This is a genomic window from Streptomyces sp. NPDC048018, from assembly GCF_043202995.1.
Lineage (GTDB): Bacteria > Actinomycetota > Actinomycetes > Streptomycetales > Streptomycetaceae > Streptomyces.
In genome coordinates this window covers 376,576-395,228 of sequence record NZ_JBIDBK010000004.1, presented here as the reverse complement: position 1 = coordinate 395,228, position 18,653 = coordinate 376,576, and the positions used below count along the sequence as shown (strand labels likewise).

Below are 18,653 nucleotides of genomic sequence, written 5' to 3'. Positions count from 1 at the left end.
CCGGCCGGCCCCAGGACCCCCGTATCAGACCCACAGCCTTACAACCCTGAGAGGGATTGACGCATAGTGCTCGACGTCAACTTCTTCGACGAGCTCCGGATCGGTCTGGCCACCGCTGACGACATCCGTCAGTGGAGCCACGGCGAGGTCAAGAAGCCGGAGACCATCAACTACCGCACCCTGAAGCCCGAGAAGGACGGACTCTTCTGCGAGAAGATCTTCGGTCCGACCCGGGACTGGGAGTGCTACTGCGGCAAGTACAAGCGTGTCCGCTTCAAGGGCATCATCTGCGAGCGGTGTGGCGTCGAGGTCACCCGCGCCAAGGTGCGCCGTGAGCGGATGGGCCACATCGAGCTCGCCGCTCCCGTCACCCACATCTGGTACTTCAAGGGCGTTCCGTCGCGTCTTGGCTACCTGCTCGACCTCGCCCCGAAGGACCTCGAGAAGGTCATCTACTTCGCGGCGTACATGATCACGTACGTCGACGACGAGCGCCGCACGCGTGACCTGCCGTCGCTGGAGGCCCACGTCTCCGTCGAGCGTCAGCAGATCGAGAACCGTCGCGACTCCGACCTGGAGAACCGCGCCAAGAAGCTCGAGTCCGACCTGGCCGAGCTCGAGGCCGAGGGCGCCAAGGCCGACGTGCGCCGCAAGGTGCGCGAGGGTGCCGAGCGCGAGATGAAGCAGCTGCGCGACCGCGCGCAGCGCGAGATCGACCGCCTCGACGAGGTGTGGACCCGCTTCAAGAACCTCAAGGTCCAGGACCTGGAGGGCGACGAGCTCCTCTACCGCGAGCTGCGTGACCGCTTCGGCACGTACTTCGACGGCTCGATGGGTGCCGCGGCGCTGCAGAAGCGCCTGGAGTCCTTCGACCTCGAGGAGGAGGCCGAGAAGCTCCGCGAGATCATCCGCACCGGCAAGGGCCAGAAGAAGACCCGCGCGCTCAAGCGCCTCAAGGTCGTCTCCGCGTTCCTGCAGACCGCGAACAGCCCCAAGGGCATGGTTCTCGACTGCGTGCCGGTCATCCCGCCGGACCTGCGTCCGATGGTGCAGCTCGACGGTGGCCGCTTCGCGACCTCCGACCTGAACGACCTGTACCGCCGTGTGATCAACCGCAACAACCGTCTGAAGCGTCTGCTCGACCTCGGTGCCCCCGAGATCATCGTGAACAACGAGAAGCGGATGCTCCAGGAGGCGGTCGACGCCCTCTTCGACAACGGCCGTCGCGGTCGCCCGGTCACGGGCCCCGGCAACCGTCCGCTGAAGTCCCTCAGCGACATGCTGAAGGGCAAGCAGGGTCGATTCCGTCAGAACCTGCTCGGCAAGCGCGTGGACTACTCCGCGCGTTCCGTCATCGTCGTCGGCCCGCAGCTGAAGCTGCACCAGTGCGGTCTGCCGAAGGCCATGGCGCTGGAGCTCTTCAAGCCGTTCGTGATGAAGCGCCTGGTCGACCTGAACCACGCGCAGAACATCAAGTCGGCGAAGCGGATGGTCGAGCGCGGCCGCACGGTCGTGTACGACGTCCTCGAAGAGGTCATCGCCGAGCACCCGGTCCTGCTGAACCGTGCGCCCACGCTGCACCGCCTCGGCATCCAGGCCTTCGAGCCGCAGCTGGTCGAGGGCAAGGCCATCCAGATCCACCCGCTCGTCTGCACCGCCTTCAACGCGGACTTCGACGGTGACCAGATGGCCGTGCACCTGCCGCTCTCCGCGGAGGCGCAGGCCGAGGCCCGCATCCTGATGCTGTCCTCGAACAACATCCTCAAGCCCGCCGACGGCCGTCCGGTGACGATGCCGACCCAGGACATGGTCCTCGGTCTGTTCTTCCTCACCACCGACGGCGAGCTGCGTGACACCAAGGGCGAGGGCCGCGCGTTCGGCTCCACGGCCGAGGCGATCATGGCGTTCGACGCCGGCGAGCTGGCGCTGCAGTCCCCGATCGACATCCGCTTCCCGATCGGCACCGTCCCGCCGCGCGGCTGGGTTCCCCCGGTCGCCGAGGAGGGCGAGCCGGAGTGGCAGCAGGGTGACTCGTTCCGCCTGCGGACGACCCTGGGCCGCGCGCTCTTCAACGAGCTGCTGCCCGAGGACTACCCGTTCGTCGACTACTCCGTCGGCAAGAAGCAGCTCTCCGAGATCGTCAACGACCTCGCCGAGCGCTACCCCAAGGTCATCGTGGCGGCGACGCTCGACAACCTGAAGGCGGCCGGCTTCTACTGGGCGACCCGTTCCGGTGTCACCGTGGCCATCTCCGACGTCGTCGTTCCCGAGGCGAAGAAGGAGATCGTCGCGGGCTACGAGGCGCAGGACGAGAAGGTCCAGAAGCAGTACGAGCGCGGTCTGATCACCAAGGAAGAGCGCACGCAGGAGCTCATCGCGATCTGGACCAAGGCGACCAACGAGGTCGCCGAGGCGATGAACGCGAACTTCCCCAAGACGAACCCCATCTTCATGATGGTTGACTCGGGTGCCCGAGGAAACATGATGCAGATGCGGCAGATCGCCGGTATGCGTGGTCTGGTGTCGAACGCCAAGAACGAGACCATCCCGCGTCCGATCAAGGCGTCCTTCCGTGAGGGCCTCACCGTCCTCGAGTACTTCATCTCGACGCACGGTGCCCGTAAGGGTCTCGCCGACACCGCCCTGCGTACCGCCGACTCGGGTTACCTGACCCGTCGTCTGGTGGACGTCTCGCAGGACGTGATCATCCGCGAGGAGGACTGCGGCACCGAGCGCGGTCTGAAGCTGAAGATCGCCGAGCGCGGTGCGGACGGTTCGCTGCGCAAGACGGACGACGTCGAGACCTCCGTGTACGCGCGGATGCTCGCCGAGGACGTCGTCGTGGACGGCAAGGTCATCGCGCCGGCCAACGTCGACCTGGGTGACGTGCTCATCGACGCCCTGGTCAACGCGGGCGTCGAGGAGGTCAAGACCCGCTCGGTCCTGACCTGTGAGTCGGCCGTCGGCACCTGTGCCTTCTGCTACGGCCGCTCGCTGGCCACCGGCAAGCTGGTCGACATCGGTGAGGCGGTCGGCATCATCGCCGCCCAGTCCATCGGTGAGCCCGGTACCCAGCTGACGATGCGTACCTTCCACACCGGTGGTGTGGCCGGTGACGACATCACCCAGGGTCTGCCGCGTGTCGTCGAGCTCTTCGAGGCCCGTCAGCCCAAGGGTGTCGCCCCGATCTCCGAGGCGGCCGGTCGCGTCCGCATCGAGGAGACCGAGAAGACCAAGAAGATCGTCGTCACCCCGGACGACGGCAGCGACGAGACGGCGTTCCCGATCTCGAAGCGTGCCCGTCTGCTCGTGGGCGAGGGCGACCACGTCGAGGTGGGTCAGAAGCTCACCGTGGGTGCCACCAACCCGCACGACGTGCTGCGCATCCTCGGCCAGCGTGCCGTCCAGGTCCACCTGGTCGCCGAGGTCCAGAAGGTCTACAACTCGCAGGGCGTGTCGATCCACGACAAGCACATCGAGATCATCATCCGGCAGATGCTGCGCCGCGTGACGATCATCGAGTCCGGCGACGCGGAGCTGCTGCCGGGCGAGCTCGTCGAGCGCTCGAAGTTCGAGACCGAGAACCGTCGTGTGGTCCAGGAAGGCGGCCACCCGGCCTCCGGCCGTCCGCAGCTGATGGGTATCACCAAGGCCTCGCTGGCGACGGAGTCCTGGCTGTCGGCCGCCTCCTTCCAGGAGACGACCCGAGTCCTGACGGATGCGGCGATCAACGCCAAGTCCGACAGCCTCATCGGCCTCAAGGAGAACGTCATCATCGGTAAGCTCATCCCGGCCGGTACGGGTCTGTCCCGCTACCGCAACATCCGGGTCGAGCCGACCGAGGAGGCCAAGGCCGCGATGTACTCGGCCGTCGGCTACGACGACATCGACTACTCGCCGTTCGGCACCGGCTCCGGCCAGGCCGTCCCGCTGGAGGACTACGACTACGGTCCGTACAACCAGTAAGGCGTAGGAACGCGAAAGAAGGGCGGCACCCCCACGGGGGTGCCGCCCTTCGGCGTTTCCGGGAAGCGTCAGCGCGCGGTCAGTTCCCAGGCGGCGACCACGACGGTCGCGATCGCGGCGAGGGCGCCGATGCTGGCCAGCGGCCAGCGGGAGCGTTCCAGCTCGTCGAGCCGGGCCTCGTGGTCGGCGAGCTGCCGGTCGGTCTGGTCGCTGCGCTGCACGAGTAGGGCGAGCGAGCCGTCGACCCGGGCGAAGCCGGCCTCCAGGGTGCCGCGCAGCCGCTCCAGTTCGAGGGCGACGGCGACCGGGTCGTTCGGGTCAGACTCGGTCATCGGCCGCCGCCTCCGGGAGGTCCTCCGGGAGGAGCGCCGGTACCGGGGCGAGCGCCGGGGCCTGCGCCTCCGGGACGGTGCGCAGCCACGAGGGCAGCAGCGCCTGGAGGCCCGGGAAGGCCATGACGCGGGCGAGGGCGCCCGCGACGGCGAGGGCTCCCGCGACCCAGGGGAGGGTGGCGGGGATGCCGGAGGCGTCGACGAGCGCGGGCAGCACGACGGCGATGCCGACGGCGGTCTGCAGAACGGTGCGGGCCGTGCGCTTGGCGGCTTCGGACATGGGTGGTTCTCCTTGCGTGGGGGAGCTGTGGCGACGGTGGGGCTACTGCACGAACGGCACCTTGAGCGCGTTCCAGGACGCGGCGCCGGGCCAGCCGTCGGCGTCGGAGCCGCGGAAGCCGAGCTTGTGCTGCCAGGCGGCGTACGACCGGCGGTCGGCCTCGGACCAGCGCGGGCCGGGACCGGTCTGGTAGCGGCCGCAGCCCTCGGCGACCAGCCGGCGGCCCATCGCGGTGACGACGGCGGAACTCGGGGTGGTCCGGAAGAAGGCGGTCCCGGGGAACGGCTGGTAGCGCGGGGCGGTCGGCTTCGGGGCGGTGGGCTTGGCGGCGGGGGCGGAGCCGAGGCGCTTCTGCACCCGGTCCCGCATGCCCGGCATGCCGAAGCCGCGCGGGTCGTTCTTCCAGTCGGACCACTCGGAGTGGCCGATCACGGACTTGGCGCCCCAGCCGTGCGCACGGCACAGCGCCGCGGACACCCGTTCGATGGCGTCGAGCTGTGCGGCGGGCCAGGGGTCGCTGCCGTTGCCGAGGTTGATGCACTCGAAGCCGTAGAAGCGGGAGTTGCCGTCGACGGCGCCCGCGCTGCCCTGGTGCTCGCGGGGGACGGGCGGCCGCACCCCGTAGGTCTCGCTGATCACGGCCTGGAGGACGGACGGGTCGCCGCCGCCGGCGTGGTTGGCGCGGCCGCTGGAGACCAGGTGGACCGTGCCGTCCTTGGCGATGACGCCGTGGCACAGCGGGCCGGGCAGACCCTCGTAGCCGTTGTAGCAGAGCTCGACGGTGTTGGCGGTGCCGCTGGAGACGGTGTGGTGGATCACCACGCCGACCACGGGGCCCCAGGCGCCGTGGCCGTTGCGGTTGTGGGCGCGCCAGCCGTCGTGCTCGACGACGGTGACGCCTTCGGCGCGGAGCGCGGCGACCAACCGGTCCGCGGAGAGGGGAGTGGCCATCTGTGTCCTCCGGGCAGGGATGCCGGGATGCCGGGGCTCCGTCGGTCCGGGGCTCCGGCATCCCGGGTTCTCGGGCATGAGAAAACCCCGGCCGTTCGGTCGGCGCGGGGCGGGCGGGGTGGGGCGGGGGTATTACGGGACGGGGGTCTCGGGCGGCGGGGCCGGGGCCCAGTTGGCGCTCAGCTTGGCGTAGGCGAGCCGCCGCTCCTCGAAGTCGGCGAGGGCGGCCGCCACCGCCCGCTGGACGGCCGTGCGGTCGGGGACGACCGGGCTGCCGTTCTGGCCGGCGATCGTGATCGTGCCGGAGGCGCGCAGCACGGAGTCCCCGTCGCCGTACTCGGAGAACTGGGCGGTGACGTACACCGACGGGTACTGGCCGGTGACGGGGTCCCGCTCCACGGAGCCGCCGAGGCTGTTGTCGAAGACACGGACGGCGAGGGTGTGCCCGTTCTCGACGACGGTGGCGCGGCCCGCGTAGTCGATGGCCACGCCCCAGGGCTGGTTCGGGTCGATGTTCATGGTGTGCTCCTCGGTGGCCGGATCAGGTCTGGGTGCCGTAGATGAGGGTGGGCTGGGCGTAGACCGTGCCGCCGCCGGCCAGGGCCTGGATCTCGATCTTCATCGTGGTGCCGAACTTGGTCTTCATGTCGCCGGGGATCAGGGCGAGGTGGTCGAAGGTGTTGCCGGCCGTGACGGTGGGACCGAACTGCACGTCGTCGACCATGACCCGCACCTGGCCGGTGGCGCCGGCGGATGCCGCCGTGCTGAGGGCCAGGCGCAGCTTCGGCTGCCAGACGGGGTTGAAGGAGCGGGCGATGGTGGTGAAGCTCGCGCTCGTGGTGGAGGGCCACCGGGTGGGGTCGGTCGGGACCGGCGGCATCAGATGCAGCCAGGGCCGGGCGAGACCGCCCGTCATGATGTCGTCGGCGAAGATCTCGTGGTCGTAGCCGTCGAAGATCCGGAAGAGCGGCCGGGCGTTGGTGACGGTGCCGCTCTGCTTGGGCGGGCGGATCTCGCTCACGGCGGGCCGGACGTTCACGGCCGTCGACAGGGCCTTGATCCGGCGTTCCATCTGGTTCAGCCGGTCGATGATGTCCTCGGGCAGCTGGGGCATCAGGCCTCCTCAAGGTAGAGCTCGGCGGTGTCGGGACGGCCGCGTTCCGGCGGGGTGATCTTGATGCCGATGATGCGGTAGCGGGCGTCGAGGCCCCCGGAGAACCACTCGTCGGTGATCCGGATCCGGGCCACCCGTCCGATCAGGGCGGGCGGGACGATCCCGCCGAGGTGGATGCTGACCGCCGGGATCACGACGGGTCCGCGAGCCGCGTCGAGCTCCGCCTTGGCCAGGGCGTTCAGCGTCAGCTGGTCGCTGATCTCGTTGTGGTCCGAGGACAGGTCGATCAGCGGCCAGCCGTCGCTCAGCAGCTCGGTCGCCAGCTCCTGCGGGGCGGAGATCAGCGGCCGTGACTCCTGGCCGGCGTTGCCGCCGGCGGAGGCGCCGCGCGCCACGGCCGTGGTGCCGCCGCGGGTCGCGTCGTAGGGGAAGGAGTACGACAGGATCACGCCGGGCCGGTCGAAGAGCAGGTCGGTGGCGCCGGTGCGGATCTTCGGGTGGCCGAGCCGCAGCTGCCGGATGCGCTCGCCGCTGGACGGGTCGCGGTAGACCAGGAACTGGTACTCGAAGCCGTCCTGGAGGCCGGCCAGCTGGTCCAGGGCCTCCAGGTAGACCACCTCGTCGCCGTCGCGCCAGCTCATCGTCCGCAGGACGTCGGACTGCTCCTCGCCGAAGGCGACCTTGAAGCAGGCGGCGTTCTTCGTGGTCATCTCCCGCCACAGACCGCGGGCGATCTCCAGCTGGTCGGTGTCGGTGTAGGTCAGGTCGGCCCGGATCCGGCGGCGGCCGGCGTACGAGTCGAAGGTGGCGGCCTGGATGCCGAGGGTCAGCACCCCGCGGCCGCTGGACTGCAGCGTGGTGGTCCAGATGATGCCGCCCCACCACAGGTCGCCGCCGCGCTCCAGGTAGACCGCGGTCCGGCCCTCGCGGACCTTCTTGACCCGGTCGGCGATCTCCTTGTTGGGGATGGGGATGGTGCCGGACAGGGAGCCGGCCTTGCCGATGTAGTCGTCGAAGGAGACGTCCCGCAGCGGCAGGATGTCGATGGTCTGATCGGTGATCAGGTCGCAGAAGATGGCCCGGTAGGGCGTGTCGATGGCCATGGGCGGGCCTCCTTACAGGACGAAGGTGGCGGAGACGCGGATGTTCCGCCCGGCGGCGAGCGCACCGTTGGAGGACCAGGTGCGCAGGTCGATCTGGCCGTTGGCGCTGAGGTAGGCGGCGCCGGAGCCGAAGCCGTCGCAGGCGACCGCCTCCATGGAGATGGCGGGGCGCCAGCCGGAGGGCAGTACGACCAGCGGCTCGTCGCTGATGTTGCCCGCGCTGTCGGCGTTGACCTGCGCGCCGGTACGGGTGACCGAGACGGACAGGCTGCACAGGCCGGTCTTGGTCCTGCGGGCGGAGAAGCCCACCAGCGACCAGTTGGGGAGCGCCGTCGCACCGGTGGTGGTGGTCTCGACCTCGGTGGAGGCGTAGTTCACCCACGCGGTGCCGTTCCAGCGCTGCAGGTTTCCGCCGTTGTCGCGGTACTGCCCGCTGTAACTGCCGGTGGCGACGGTGCCGCTGGGCGCGATGCCGCCGATCTCCTTCGGGTAGGCGACCCAGGCCGTGCCGTCCCAGCGCTGCAGGAAGTGGGCGTTGTCGTTGTCCTGGTACTGGCCCGGGTAGGAGCCGGCGACGCCGGCGTTGTTGTAGACGGGCAGGATGCCGCCCGCGGAGACCACGGTCGTGCGCAGGTCGGTGGAGGCGCCGCCGGCCCAGTCGATGCCGCCGGTGCCGGCCGACGCGCCCTTCTTGACCAGCACGGAGAACAGCGCCAGGGAGCGGGCGGGCGCGGCCGGCACCTCCGGCACCGCCTTCGGCGTTCCCTTGACGATCTCGATCCCGGCCTCGTACTTGCCCAGGGTGTCGACGTCGTTGTCGTACACGCGCAGCACGACCAGGTCGATGCGCGGGTTGAGCGGGTCGCCGTCGCCGAAGGTGATGGTGATGTCCTCGTCGAGGGCGACCGGGTAGGCACCGTCGGTGGTGGCGCCCTGGACGACGGCCTTTCCGTGGTAGACGGTGGCCGTCATCGGGCCGGTGCCGGTCATCCACAGGCCGCCGACGCGGTACTTGCCGTCGTACGTGCCGGGCAGGATGCCGGAGCGGGAGGCGAGGGGGTTCGCGGGGGTGGCGGCCCCGAGGGCGGTGATGCGGGTGTTCTGGCGGGTCTGACCGGTGGGCAGCAGCCAGCCGGAGCGTACGGGCATGGAGATCTCCTGGGGAAAAGGGCGGTCGGGCGGCGGCCTCGCCGGCTCAGTACTGCGGGGTGACCTGGATGAAGGTGTTGTCGAACCAGGCCTTCACGTTGGTGTTGGTGCTGCGGTAGTACGCGGTGACGGTGTACGTGGCGCCCGGCGTCAGGCTGTGCAGGCGCTGGGTCGTCGAGGAGGAGAACGCGTCCGTCGGATCGGCCGACTTGGAGGCGACGGCGGCCAGTTCGTCGTCCAGGTCGCGGTGGACGGTGGTGCCCTGCATGATCCGGACGCACATGTAGGCCGAGCTGGCGATGCCCGTGGTGCCGGAGGCCAGGCTCAGCTCCATCCGGGAACCGAAGGTGAGGATCGCCTGCCGCGACTCGGGGGCCACGAAGGTCACCGACAGCGGGTTCTCGGCCCGCTCCAGCAGCGTGGTCACGTAGGTGGTGGAGGTGGTGTAGCCGGCGTCGAGCGAGTCGTTGAAGTACGGACCCGGGTAGGCGGGAGCCCACTTCGCACCGTCCCAGCGCTGCAGCGGGCCCGGCGCGGAGGCCCGGTACTGGCCGGTGTAGCTGGCCTGGGTGGTGGCGGCGGAGGCGGGGATGATGCCGCCGACCGCCGCCGGGTAGGCCACCCACTTGCCGCCGTCCCAGCGCTGGAACTGCCCGTCCGCGGTGTCCTGGTACTGGCCCGGGTGGGCGCCCGGCAGCACCTGGCCCTCGACCGGGAGGATGCCGCCGACCGAGACGACCGGCGTGCGCAGGTCCTTCAGGGCGGTGGCCCACGGGATGCCGCCGTTGCCCGCGCTGGCCCCGGCCGGCACCGTCACCTGGTACAGCGGGAGGCTGCGCGCCGGGGTCGGCGGGGCCTTCGGGGTCTGCTCCGCGATGCCCTTGACGATCTCGATGACGGCCTCGTTGCGGGTGCCGCCGTCGTAGAGCTTGTCGTAGACCTTCAGGACGACCAGGTCGATGCGGGCGTAGCCCTCGCCCGCGGCGAAGGTGACCTGCTCCGAGACCGGCAGGGACACCGGGAAGACGCCCTGCGAGATGTCTCCCTGGATGACCGCGCGGCCCTCGGAGACGGTGGCGGTCATGGCGGAGGCGCCGTCCATCCAGAAGCCGGACAGCCGGTACTTGCCGTCGTAGGAGCCGGGCAGGATGCCGGAGCGGACCTGCACCGGGTTGATCATGGTGGTCGCGCCGACCTGGTTGAGGCGGGTGTCCTCGCGGGTCTGGCCGGTCTCGGCGACCCAGCTGCTGCGCAGGTTCATGGTGTTCTCCTATCGGGGGAGTCGAGGGGCGTCAGGGCTTGATCCACTCGGCGGAGAGGTTGCAGGCGTAGCCCGAACCGCCGAGCGTCTTCACCGGCGCCGTGTGGGAGTGGTAGGCGGCGAGCTGCAGCGTGTTGCCCGCGGTGAGTCGGATCAGGCCGCTGCCGCCGACGGTGACGGCGCCGTTGCCGGCCGGCAGGAGCCAGGTCGTGCGGTTCACGCCGGCGCCGTTGACGAGGATGCGGGCGCCGCGCATGCCCGTCTGGGCGTCGTTGACCCAGGCCACGAGCCCGGAGACCCGCCACCAGCCGGTGCGCGGGACGACGTAGGTGGTCGTCCCGTTGAAGCCGCTGGTGTCGTCCACGTCGACGTTCGGCAGGCTGACGGTGGTCCAGGTGGCGGGGCTGATGCTCTGCTGCTGGGTCGCCAGCAACTGCGAGGCGCTGAACAGGACGGTCGCCGCGCCCTGCGCGTACTGCCAGGCCGATCCGTCCCAGCGCTGCAGGGCGCTGCCGTCGTCCCGGTACTGGCCGGTGTAGCTGCCGACCGTGACGAAGCTGGGCGCGATGCCGCCGAGCGCCTTGGGATACGACACCCACGTCGTCCCGTCCCAGCGCTGGAGGAAGCTCCCGGCGTCGCGGTACTGGCCGACGTAGGCGCCCTTGAAGCCGGTGGTCGGCATGATGCCGCCGAGCGCCACGACCGGCCAGTGCAGGGTGGTCGCGCCGCCGGAGGTCCAGGCGATGCCGCCGGTGCCGGCCGAGGTGCCCTTCGGGACCCGGACCGAGTACAGCGGCATGGTGCTGCCCGGACCGCTCGCCGGGACGACAGGCGTCGCGGCGGGCGTTCCCCTGACCAGGCGGACGACGGCCGCGGTGGTGCCGGTCTTGTCGTAGTCGTCGTCGACGACGGCCAGTTCGATCAGATCGATCCGGTCGTACTGGGGGTCGCCGTCGGTGATGGTGACGGTCTCGGGAGCGACCGCGCTCACCAGGTAGGCACCCTGACGGGTGTCGTTGCCCTGGACGATCGCGCGCCCCGTGCCGATCGTGCACTGCATGGCGGCGGTCCCGGTCAGGACGAAGCCGCCCGGCACGATGCCCGGCCGGGAACGCAGCGGGGTCTCCTCCGGGCTCTGGCCGCTCGGGGTGAGCAGCGCGGCCAGGGTGAGACGGGTGTCCTCGCGGGTCTGGCCCGTGGGCGTGAGCCAGGCGGCCCGTACGGTCATGGGTTCACCTCTTCTGGAGGGGGTGGATGGGGAACCGGTTCACCGGGCAGGGCCCCGGGTCACCATTCGGCGCTGCGCCAGCGGACCGTCATCAGGGCGTCCGGGGTCGACGCGTCGGCCCGGAAGGACAGCTCGGTGCGCCCCGGTTCGAGCAGGAACAGCTCCTCGGGGCTGGAGTCGGCCATCGCGGTGTGCCGACGGGACGCGCTGCTGTTGAGCATCACCGTGCCGTTGGCGGTGTCGATGACGAGTTCGTCGCCTGCGGCCAGGTCGATCGCGTACCGCAGCCGGCGCCTGCTGACCCGCTCGGTGACGGTCGGCATGGAGCACGGGCCGCGGAAGACGATCACCGGGTGGGTGGGGGCGGAGCCGGTGTTCTCGGCGACGGCGTCACCGGTGGACTTGGCCTGGCCCCAGTTGAGCGGCCAGGTCAGCGGCCAGGTCAGGCCGGACTCCGGCTGCGGAGGGGTGGTCGTGGCGACCTGCTCGTTGACGGCGTAGCGCCGCGGGTCGGAGGCCAGCCACTGGATCGACATCTTCGAGCTGCCCTGGGTGGCGAAGCCCTGGTCGGCCGGGACCACCCGCTGGGCGATCCGGGCCCGCACGGCGAGCAGTTCGCCGTGCAGCCGTACGGTGAGCCAGCGCTCCTCGTCGAGCAGGGCGAGCGCCTGGCGCAGCGCGCGGACGGCCTCGGGGACGCCGTTGAACTCCGGCACCAGCACGATCGTGCCGCCGATCTTGCGCGGCTTGGCGTACCGGGAACCGGGCCAGGAGCCGTGCGAGGTGGGCCGCTCGGCGTCGGAGGCGTCGTACTCCGGGAGGTCCTCCCAGCCGGTGAGACCGGACTTGTCGATGTTGAACGGCGTGCCGGGGCCGATGAGAAGCCCGGCCCACTGGATCTGCCCGTCCTGGGTGATCAGCGAGCCGGGCGCGAGGTCGGCGGTGTAGGCGTTTCCGGCGTATGCGGTGGTGGTCTCGGCCATGGGGCCGTCACCTCACTTCTGAGGAGGGCGGGTTGGCGGGGGAGCGGTCATGCGTGGGCGGCCATGAGGAAGAGCAGGTCCTCGGCGGTCGAGCGGGGGCCGGCGCCCGGCTCCTCGTGGAAGTCCCGGATGCGGTGGGGCCGCGGGGCAGCCTCGGTGACGGCCGGGACCCGGCGGTTCTCCAGTACGGCGAGCGGGTCGATGCGCGGCGCGGAGTCGGCGCCGGGAAAGACGACACCGCCGTCGGCGAGCATCGGGATCTTGTCGAGGTCGACGCCGAAGTGCTTGCCGAGGAAGTCGAAACTCAGCTTGTTGAGGCCGTCGATGATCCAGTTGGCGAAGGCGATGAGGCCGTTGATGGGGCCCTTGACGACGCCGATGACCGTGGTCAGCGCGCCCTTGACCAGGTCGCCGATCCCGCGCATGGCGTTGCCGACGGCGTCCTTGGCCGTACGGAAGAAGCCGGGCACGGAGCTGGTGAAGAACGACAGGAAGGGCTGGACGGCGTTGCGGATGCCGCCGATGGTGCTGGAGGCGATGCCGCGCAGCGCGTGGGACGCGGATGTCACGGAGGAACGGGTGCCGGAGAAGCCGTTGACCGCGGAGCCGATGATCGTGAGCGCGGCGGTGAACAGGGCCAGATAGCCCTTGAAGTAGGTCGTGACGGCGTCGCCGATGAGCTTCATGATCGGCTGGAGGTACTTCCAGACGGACTGGAAGCCCTTGAGCGCCTGCTGGAAGACCTGCTGCATGATCCGCTGGCCGGCTTCGCTGTTCATCGCGTACTCGATGAGGGCCGCCGCGACGGGCAGGATGATGCCGACGACGAAGCCGAGCGGGTTTCCGCGCATGGCGATGTTGATGGCCATCATGACGAACGAGGCGATGGTCATCACCGTGCCGTACTTGTCCATCAGACCGGTGATGACATCGGTGAAGGGAAGCAGCGGCATCAGGAGGGACAGGATCGCAGCGACGCCGACGCCCATCTTGCCGAGGATCGTCCTGGCCTTGCCGGCGCGGTCGCCGAAGGACTTGACTCCCCTCGGGGCGGAGGAACTTCCCAGCCTGGTCACCGAGCCGGCCGCGGAGGTCGCGTCGGCGCGGAGGCGTCCCGTGGCGGTCGCGGCGGCGCGGGCGTCCGAGCCGAGTCGACCGGTCTTGCCGTCGGCGTCGCGGATCGCGTTCGCCAGCTTGCCCAGTGCGGTGTTCGCCTGGTTGACGGCGCTGCGCATGGTGCCGATCGCAGCAGGGACACCGGCGAGCAGGCGGCTCGAATAGAACGGTGTCAGTGCGACGGCACTCATCCGCGTGCCTTCGCCAGGTACATCAGCGCGTCCGCGGTGGACTGCGGGTCACTGTTGCGGGCCGCGTGATAGTGCTCGATGTGCAGTCCACCGCCGGCGCCTCCGCCCGCCTGCAGCTGCTGGTGCATGCGGGCGCGGCGGGCGGTGTGGGCGAGCAGCCGGTCCAGCTTGGAGAGCGGGAGGACGGCCTCGGCCTCGCCGGCCTCGGCGATGATCGCCGGGACACCGCCGTTGCGCGGCATGACGACGCCACCGGTGGCGAGCATGGGGATGGTCGGGATGCTGACGCCGAAGGTCTTGCCGCCGACGAGCGGCACCCAGCCGGGGACGCTGACCTTGACCCGGTTGAGGCTGCCGATCATCCGGTTGATCAGGCCGATGACGGCGTTGATCGGGCCGGACACACCGCTCTTGATGCCGTTGAACGCCCGGGACGCGATGTCCTTGAGGCCGTTCCAGGCGGACGACATCTTGTCCTTGACGGCGTTGAAGGCGTTCGGGATCGCGCTCTTGATCCAGTTGACCACCGGCGTGATGACGGCCTTGATGCCGTTCCAGACGGTGCTGATGACGGCCTTGATCGCGTTCATGACCGTGGTGATGACCGTCTTCCAGATGGTCACGTAGGTCTTGATCACGGTCGCGACGGCCTTGACGACGGTGGAGATCGCCGACTTTATGCCGTTCCAGACGGTCTTGATCAGGGCTCCGGCCTTCTTCATGATCGGCCCGATGGCCTTCATGACAGAACTGATCACGGTCTTGATGACCGTGAACGCCTTCTGCATGATCGCCTGCATCAGCTTCGAGCGGGTCGCCATCTCGACGACCTTCTCGATGAGCGGCATGAACAGCTCGATCAGGCGGGCCAGGAAGTTGCCCTTCATGGACTTGTTGAGCTTGTCCTGGCCCTTGGCCGCCTTGCCGGCGCCGGACTCGTACTTGCCGAGCTTGCCGCCGGCGGACTCGCCGGTCTTGCCGGCCTTGGTCATGGACTTCTCGGCCTGGTCGGAGGCCGTCTTGAGGTTCTTGAGCTGAGAAGTGGACGACTCGGCCGAGGACTTGAGCTGCTTGACCTTTCCCGAGGCGGTGTTCGCACCGCTGCCGATGCGGGAGACGGCCTGGGCGCTCTGTTCGGCGTTCGTCTTGAGGGTTCTGAGCGCCGACGAGGTGTTGGTCAGGGCACTTTTGAGAGACATGGTCACCTGATTTCAGTGGGTCGGAAAAGGACGTGCCGGGCTGACCGGCCGGCTAGGAGCCCTCCTCCGTGCCGTCCAGCTTGAGAGAGACCTTTCCGACGGCGTTCCGCAGGCGGTTGAGGTCCTCGGTCAGGACCTTTTTCCCTGATTCCGCCCACTTTTCCTTGGCCTCCTTTTCGGCGTCCAGGAACTTCCTGGCCTCCCGGTAGCGCGAAGAGGCCTCCTTCTCCAGCTGCTTCGCCTTCTTCTCCGCCTTCTCGAGCTCCCTCTTGGCCTTGTCGGCCAGCTTCTTCGCCCGGTTGTACTTCTTCTCCGCCTGCTGGAAGGCTTCGAGGGATTCGGCGGTCCTTTCCGTCCGGAACCGGCGCCGGGCGGCTTCCATGTCGTTCTGGGCCTGATCCCGTGCGGTGTTCCGGTTGCTCGCGTCGGTCCGGGCGTTGTTGAGCCTGGCGATCGCCTCCTTCAGCTCGCCCTGCTCCTTCGCGAGCTTGCGGAAGCGGTTCTCCGCGCTGAGGTTCGCGGCCTTGGCCGGGTCGGCCCACGGCCAGCCGATGCGCTGGCGGCCGTTGATCGTGACGCCCTTCTCGTCCATCTTGAAAAAGGTGTAGTCGATCTTGAAAAGGCTGGCGCCGATGGAGAGGACGGCGAGGCCGGCGATCTCGGCCTTGAGGGCGGTGATGTCGCCCTTCATGCCCGTGACCGTGCTGGTCGCGCCGAAGGCCGCCTCCTTGGTGGCCTTGTAGTCGTTCTCGCTGATCCAGGGGGCGAACCAGAGCTGATCGGGTTGCTTCGGGTTGTTCGGGTTCGATGGGGGCGGCGTGGGAGTTCCCATTGCTGTCCTCGATTCGGGGGGATCGTGCCGAGACGGACCCGTGAACGCCGAAGCCGCCTGCCCCGAGGCGGGGCCGGCGGCTCATGAGTGCGGGCGGCGGGGTGATCCCACCGGCGAGGCGTGGCGTGGGGGTGTCAGCGGCGGCGGTGTTCGGCGAGGGCGTCGGTCCAGCCCGCCGCGTAGGCGACCGCTTCGCGCCGGCTGACCTCGGCGTACAGCGTGCCGAGCAGCGCTCTCTTGTCGAGGGCGACAGGCCCGTCCAGCAGCTCGGCGAGGCGGTCATGGAGGGGGATGTGCGGTCGCGATGCCTCGGCCTCGGCCTGCTGGGTCATGGACGCCTGCCTTCCGGTTTGCTTGCCCTTGCTTACGTGGTGGCGCCGCGGAGTGAGGCGGGGGCACCACGTTATCGAACGTGTGTACGAGCAGAGTGTGGAACATCTGTTCGAGGTTTGTCGAGCGCGAAACGCCTGACGCTGTGTCTTCTCGCCAACTCCCCGCAGGGGTTGATGCCCGATCGGATCTGGTGTTCGACCGGGGTACTCTGGATGGCGCGTTCCCGAACCTGACACAGTCGGGGGCGGGGGGCGCGAGGGGCGCGCGGGGACCCCAGGGGGTTGGAAGGCAGTGCGGACACATGGACACGGAGCCGAGCGCCAGCCGGCGGGAGCGGGTCGTCGACTGGCTCGAAACCCACCCCGACCTGCCTCATCTCTTCGCGAGACTGGCGGAACTCGTCCACGTCGCCGGGTACGCCCCCGAGGATCTCGTCGTGCTGCCCAGGGCCGAGGTGGACCGCCGCGAGACCGCCGCCTTCACCGCCGGATGGGCCGAGGCCGTCTCCGACGAACTCCCTCGTATCCGCCGCGAGTACGAGAAGCGCGTTGCTGATGCATACGCTCAGGGGCAGGGTGACGCGCGTGGAATCCGGCGTCCCCAGCGGCGTACGGACATCTCCCCGGACGGTGCCCGGGTCATCGCGCTGCCCTTCGCCCGGCTCCTCGAACCGCCGGCCGTGGTCGTCCAGGCCGAGGAGCGGGTCCGCAGGGAGCGCGAGCTGTTCGAACAGCGACCTGAGCCGGAACCTGTGCACGAGTCCGGCCCCGAGGCCGCGTACGTACCCGAGCAGGGGTCCGGGGTCGCGCCCGAAGCGGAAGCGGAGCCCGATCTCCTGGTGACGGCCCAGGAGAGCCGTACCCGGAGGAATGCCCAGCCCGTACGCAAGGTGGTCCGGGGCAAGGGCGGGCGCCCGATAGTGCCGCCGCTCACCAGTGTGCCGATGCAGCACGGGCCCGCCCCCGAACGGCGCGGCCCCGACTCCGAGCAGGAGACGCGTCCGGGCGGCCGGGGGCGCCGGCTGTCGGAGCGGGCCAGGGCCCTGGAGGAGGACCTGGTCGGCGAGCGAGCACAGGAAGCGCCCCCGGAGCCCGCTCCCTGACGGGAACGGGCTCCGGGGGCTGTGGGGGATGTGGCCTCGGCGGACGCGGCATCAGCTGAAGAAGCGCGCGAGCTGGTGCGGGGACACCACCTCGGCGCCCTCCGCGTCCGCGGTGCCCCGGCCGTCCTCGCCCTCCTCGTCGTCCCCGGTGGGGTCACCTGGACGGGGAACGGGCTTCGGCGGATCGGGCGTTTCGTCGTCCTCGCCCGTGTTGACGGCGGAGAACATCCAGTTGGCGACGGCCAGGTGGTCCACCGCGGCCGCCAGCAGATGGTCGGTGAGCGACCACTCCGCGGCCTCGCCGTGCAGCTCCCGCTGCACGGCGCTGTTCTCCGGAAGGTGGGTGATCAGCACGGCGAGTCGCCGGCTGGAGACGCCGCCGCGGTACCAGTCGAGCAGGTCGACGTCGTAGTACCGCAGCAGGTCGGCTTCGAGGGCCTCGGCGTGTTCGTCGACGAACTCGACGAGGCTCAGTCTTCCCCCAGGCCGAGCCCGGTCTCCTTGCCGTAGGCCTCCAGGATGGCGGCGATGTCCTGCATCGTGAGGTCGTGCTCCTCGAAGCGGACGTACTGCTCCTCACCCATCAGGAGTTCGAGCAGACCGTCCACGTCGTTGTCGTCGAGCTTCCGCAGCGCCTTGGCGGTCTTGCGGGAGAGCTCGGTGGGCAGCGTGTAGGACTCGCCGTCCAGCTCGAAGGACCAGGTACGGCCGTGTGCCTCCATGCGCTGGGCGCGAGCGGCGTTGACGTCGAAACGGGCCATGGTGTGCGTACTCCTTGTTCGCGTGGTTCGCGTGGATGAAGAGCAGAAGGGGTGGGGCGGGACGGCGGTGCGCCGTCCCGCCCCGGAGGGATCCCCGAGGGGGGATCAGACGGTCATCAGACGGTCGCGGAGTACTGGCTGTCCTTCATGAGGAAGGTCGCCAGCGGCTTGCCGTCGCCCTTCGACATCGCCGTGAAGGTGATGCCGAGCTGGGAGGCGGCCTTGCGGGCCAGCTTGATGTCGTCCGTGGCGGTGACCTGGCCGCGCGGGATGATGAAGCGGTACTTCACCGCGGTCGTGCCACCGGCCTTGACGTCGGTGAACTCCAGGCCGAGGGCGCGGACGTCCGCGAACGGACGCTCGGCGATCTCGTAGCGGTAGGTGTCGACCGCCGGGGTCGGCTCGGCCTTCACCGCGTCGCCGCCCATGAAGAAGGGCAGGGTGTCCTCGTTGAACTGCAGCAGCGAGAACTTCAGCGACAGGTCGCGGGCCGAGTAGATGTAGTGGACCGGGGAGACCGACTGCCACGAGTCGATGGCCTCCAGCTTGTCCTTCTTCGAGAAGGTGACGCCGTCGCCGGAGGTGAAGCCGAGGTCCTTCCAGCCCGCGCCGGACCAGTCGGTGGCGGAGTCCGTGCCGAAGGTGGCCGGGAGGGAGGTGCCGGCGTCGGCGACATAGAGCTTGCCGGTGCCTGCGACGCGGATCTCGGCAGAGTTGTTTCCAGCCATGGTGAGGTTTCTCCTTGGTGAGAG

Annotated in this window: 19 protein-coding genes; 2 read left to right on the top strand and 17 right to left on the bottom strand. The window is 69.6% G+C overall.

Annotated features, from left to right (window positions below; all coding sequences use genetic code 11):
- Positions 1-66: 66 nt before the first annotated feature.
- The gene (locus ACGF1Z_RS17730; RefSeq protein ID WP_393004851.1) at positions 67-3,966 is read left to right on the top strand and encodes a DNA-directed RNA polymerase subunit beta'; all 3,900 of its coding nucleotides are present in this window, start codon (positions 67-69) and stop codon (positions 3,964-3,966) included.
- A gap of 68 nt (positions 3,967-4,034) precedes the next feature.
- On the opposite strand, the gene ACGF1Z_RS17725 is transcribed toward ACGF1Z_RS17730, so the two are convergent.
- From ACGF1Z_RS17725 to ACGF1Z_RS17660, 14 genes are all read right to left on the bottom strand, one after another.
- Positions 4,035-4,298 (bottom strand): hypothetical protein, encoded by a 264-nt coding sequence (locus ACGF1Z_RS17725; RefSeq protein ID WP_393004849.1) that lies wholly within the window; start codon positions 4,296-4,298, stop codon positions 4,035-4,037.
- Positions 4,285-4,578 carry a hypothetical protein gene (locus ACGF1Z_RS17720; RefSeq protein ID WP_393004847.1) on the bottom strand — a complete coding sequence of 98 codons (294 nt, stop codon included), beginning with the start codon at positions 4,576-4,578 and terminating at the stop codon, positions 4,285-4,287. The genes ACGF1Z_RS17725 and ACGF1Z_RS17720 overlap by 14 nt, the downstream gene beginning before the upstream one ends.
- 42 nt (positions 4,579-4,620) lie before the next feature.
- Entirely contained in the window at positions 4,621-5,529 is a 909-nt protein-coding gene (locus tag ACGF1Z_RS17715) for a peptidoglycan-binding protein (RefSeq protein WP_393004845.1), read from the bottom strand.
- A 132-nt stretch (positions 5,530-5,661) separates the two neighbouring features.
- The gene (locus ACGF1Z_RS17710; RefSeq protein ID WP_393004843.1) at positions 5,662-6,048 is read right to left on the bottom strand and encodes an ATP-binding protein; all 387 of its coding nucleotides are present in this window, start codon (positions 6,046-6,048) and stop codon (positions 5,662-5,664) included.
- 22 nt (positions 6,049-6,070) lie between these two features.
- A complete protein-coding gene (locus ACGF1Z_RS17705) occupies positions 6,071-6,643 on the bottom strand; it encodes a hypothetical protein (protein ID WP_393004841.1) in 573 nt (190 codons plus the stop codon).
- Positions 6,643-7,746 (bottom strand): hypothetical protein, encoded by a 1,104-nt coding sequence (locus ACGF1Z_RS17700; RefSeq protein WP_393004839.1) that lies wholly within the window; start codon positions 7,744-7,746, stop codon positions 6,643-6,645. The genes ACGF1Z_RS17705 and ACGF1Z_RS17700 overlap by 1 nt, the downstream gene beginning before the upstream one ends.
- Before the next feature lie 12 nt (positions 7,747-7,758).
- On the bottom strand, positions 7,759-8,895 hold the full coding sequence (locus ACGF1Z_RS17695; RefSeq protein WP_393004837.1) for a hypothetical protein: 1,137 nt from the start codon (positions 8,893-8,895) through the stop codon (positions 7,759-7,761).
- A 46-nt stretch (positions 8,896-8,941) separates the two neighbouring features.
- Entirely contained in the window at positions 8,942-10,156 is a 1,215-nt protein-coding gene (locus ACGF1Z_RS17690; RefSeq protein ID WP_393004835.1) for a hypothetical protein, read from the bottom strand.
- Positions 10,157-10,187: 31 nt separating this feature from the next.
- Positions 10,188-11,384: a hypothetical protein gene (locus ACGF1Z_RS17685; RefSeq protein WP_393004833.1), complete on the bottom strand. Its 1,197-nt coding sequence runs from the start codon at positions 11,382-11,384 to the stop codon at positions 10,188-10,190.
- Between the two features lie 59 nt (positions 11,385-11,443).
- The gene (locus ACGF1Z_RS17680; protein WP_393004831.1) at positions 11,444-12,367 is read right to left on the bottom strand and encodes a phage distal tail protein; all 924 of its coding nucleotides are present in this window, start codon (positions 12,365-12,367) and stop codon (positions 11,444-11,446) included.
- A 47-nt stretch (positions 12,368-12,414) separates the two neighbouring features.
- Positions 12,415-13,674, bottom strand: coding sequence for a tape-measure protein (locus ACGF1Z_RS17675; protein ID WP_393004829.1), 1,260 nt, complete (start codon positions 13,672-13,674; stop codon positions 12,415-12,417).
- On the bottom strand, positions 13,671-14,873 hold the full coding sequence (locus tag ACGF1Z_RS17670; RefSeq protein WP_393004827.1) for a phage tail protein: 1,203 nt from the start codon (positions 14,871-14,873) through the stop codon (positions 13,671-13,673). Before ACGF1Z_RS17670 ends, ACGF1Z_RS17675 begins: the two co-directional genes overlap by 4 nt.
- A gap of 52 nt (positions 14,874-14,925) precedes the next feature.
- On the bottom strand, positions 14,926-15,705 hold the full coding sequence (locus tag ACGF1Z_RS17665) for a hypothetical protein (protein WP_393004825.1): 780 nt from the start codon (positions 15,703-15,705) through the stop codon (positions 14,926-14,928).
- A gap of 134 nt (positions 15,706-15,839) precedes the next feature.
- Positions 15,840-16,037: a hypothetical protein gene (locus tag ACGF1Z_RS17660; RefSeq protein WP_393004823.1), complete on the bottom strand. Its 198-nt coding sequence runs from the start codon at positions 16,035-16,037 to the stop codon at positions 15,840-15,842.
- Positions 16,038-16,339: 302 nt separating this feature from the next.
- Between ACGF1Z_RS17660 and ACGF1Z_RS17655 the strand changes: the two genes are divergently transcribed.
- On the top strand, positions 16,340-17,140 hold the full coding sequence (locus tag ACGF1Z_RS17655) for a hypothetical protein (RefSeq protein WP_393004821.1): 801 nt from the start codon (positions 16,340-16,342) through the stop codon (positions 17,138-17,140).
- A 51-nt stretch (positions 17,141-17,191) separates the two neighbouring features.
- Here the strand turns inward: ACGF1Z_RS17655 and ACGF1Z_RS17650 are convergent, their stop codons facing one another.
- From ACGF1Z_RS17650 to ACGF1Z_RS17640, 3 genes are all read right to left on the bottom strand, one after another.
- Positions 17,192-17,494, bottom strand: a complete 303-nt coding sequence (locus ACGF1Z_RS17650; RefSeq protein WP_393004819.1) for a hypothetical protein — start codon at positions 17,492-17,494, stop codon at positions 17,192-17,194.
- 116 nt (positions 17,495-17,610) lie between these two features.
- Positions 17,611-17,901, bottom strand: coding sequence for a hypothetical protein (locus ACGF1Z_RS17645; RefSeq protein WP_389753435.1), 291 nt, complete (start codon positions 17,899-17,901; stop codon positions 17,611-17,613).
- Positions 17,902-18,017: 116 nt separating this feature from the next.
- Entirely contained in the window at positions 18,018-18,629 is a 612-nt protein-coding gene (locus ACGF1Z_RS17640; RefSeq protein WP_393004816.1) for a phage tail protein, read from the bottom strand.
- Positions 18,630-18,653 lie beyond the last annotated feature (24 nt).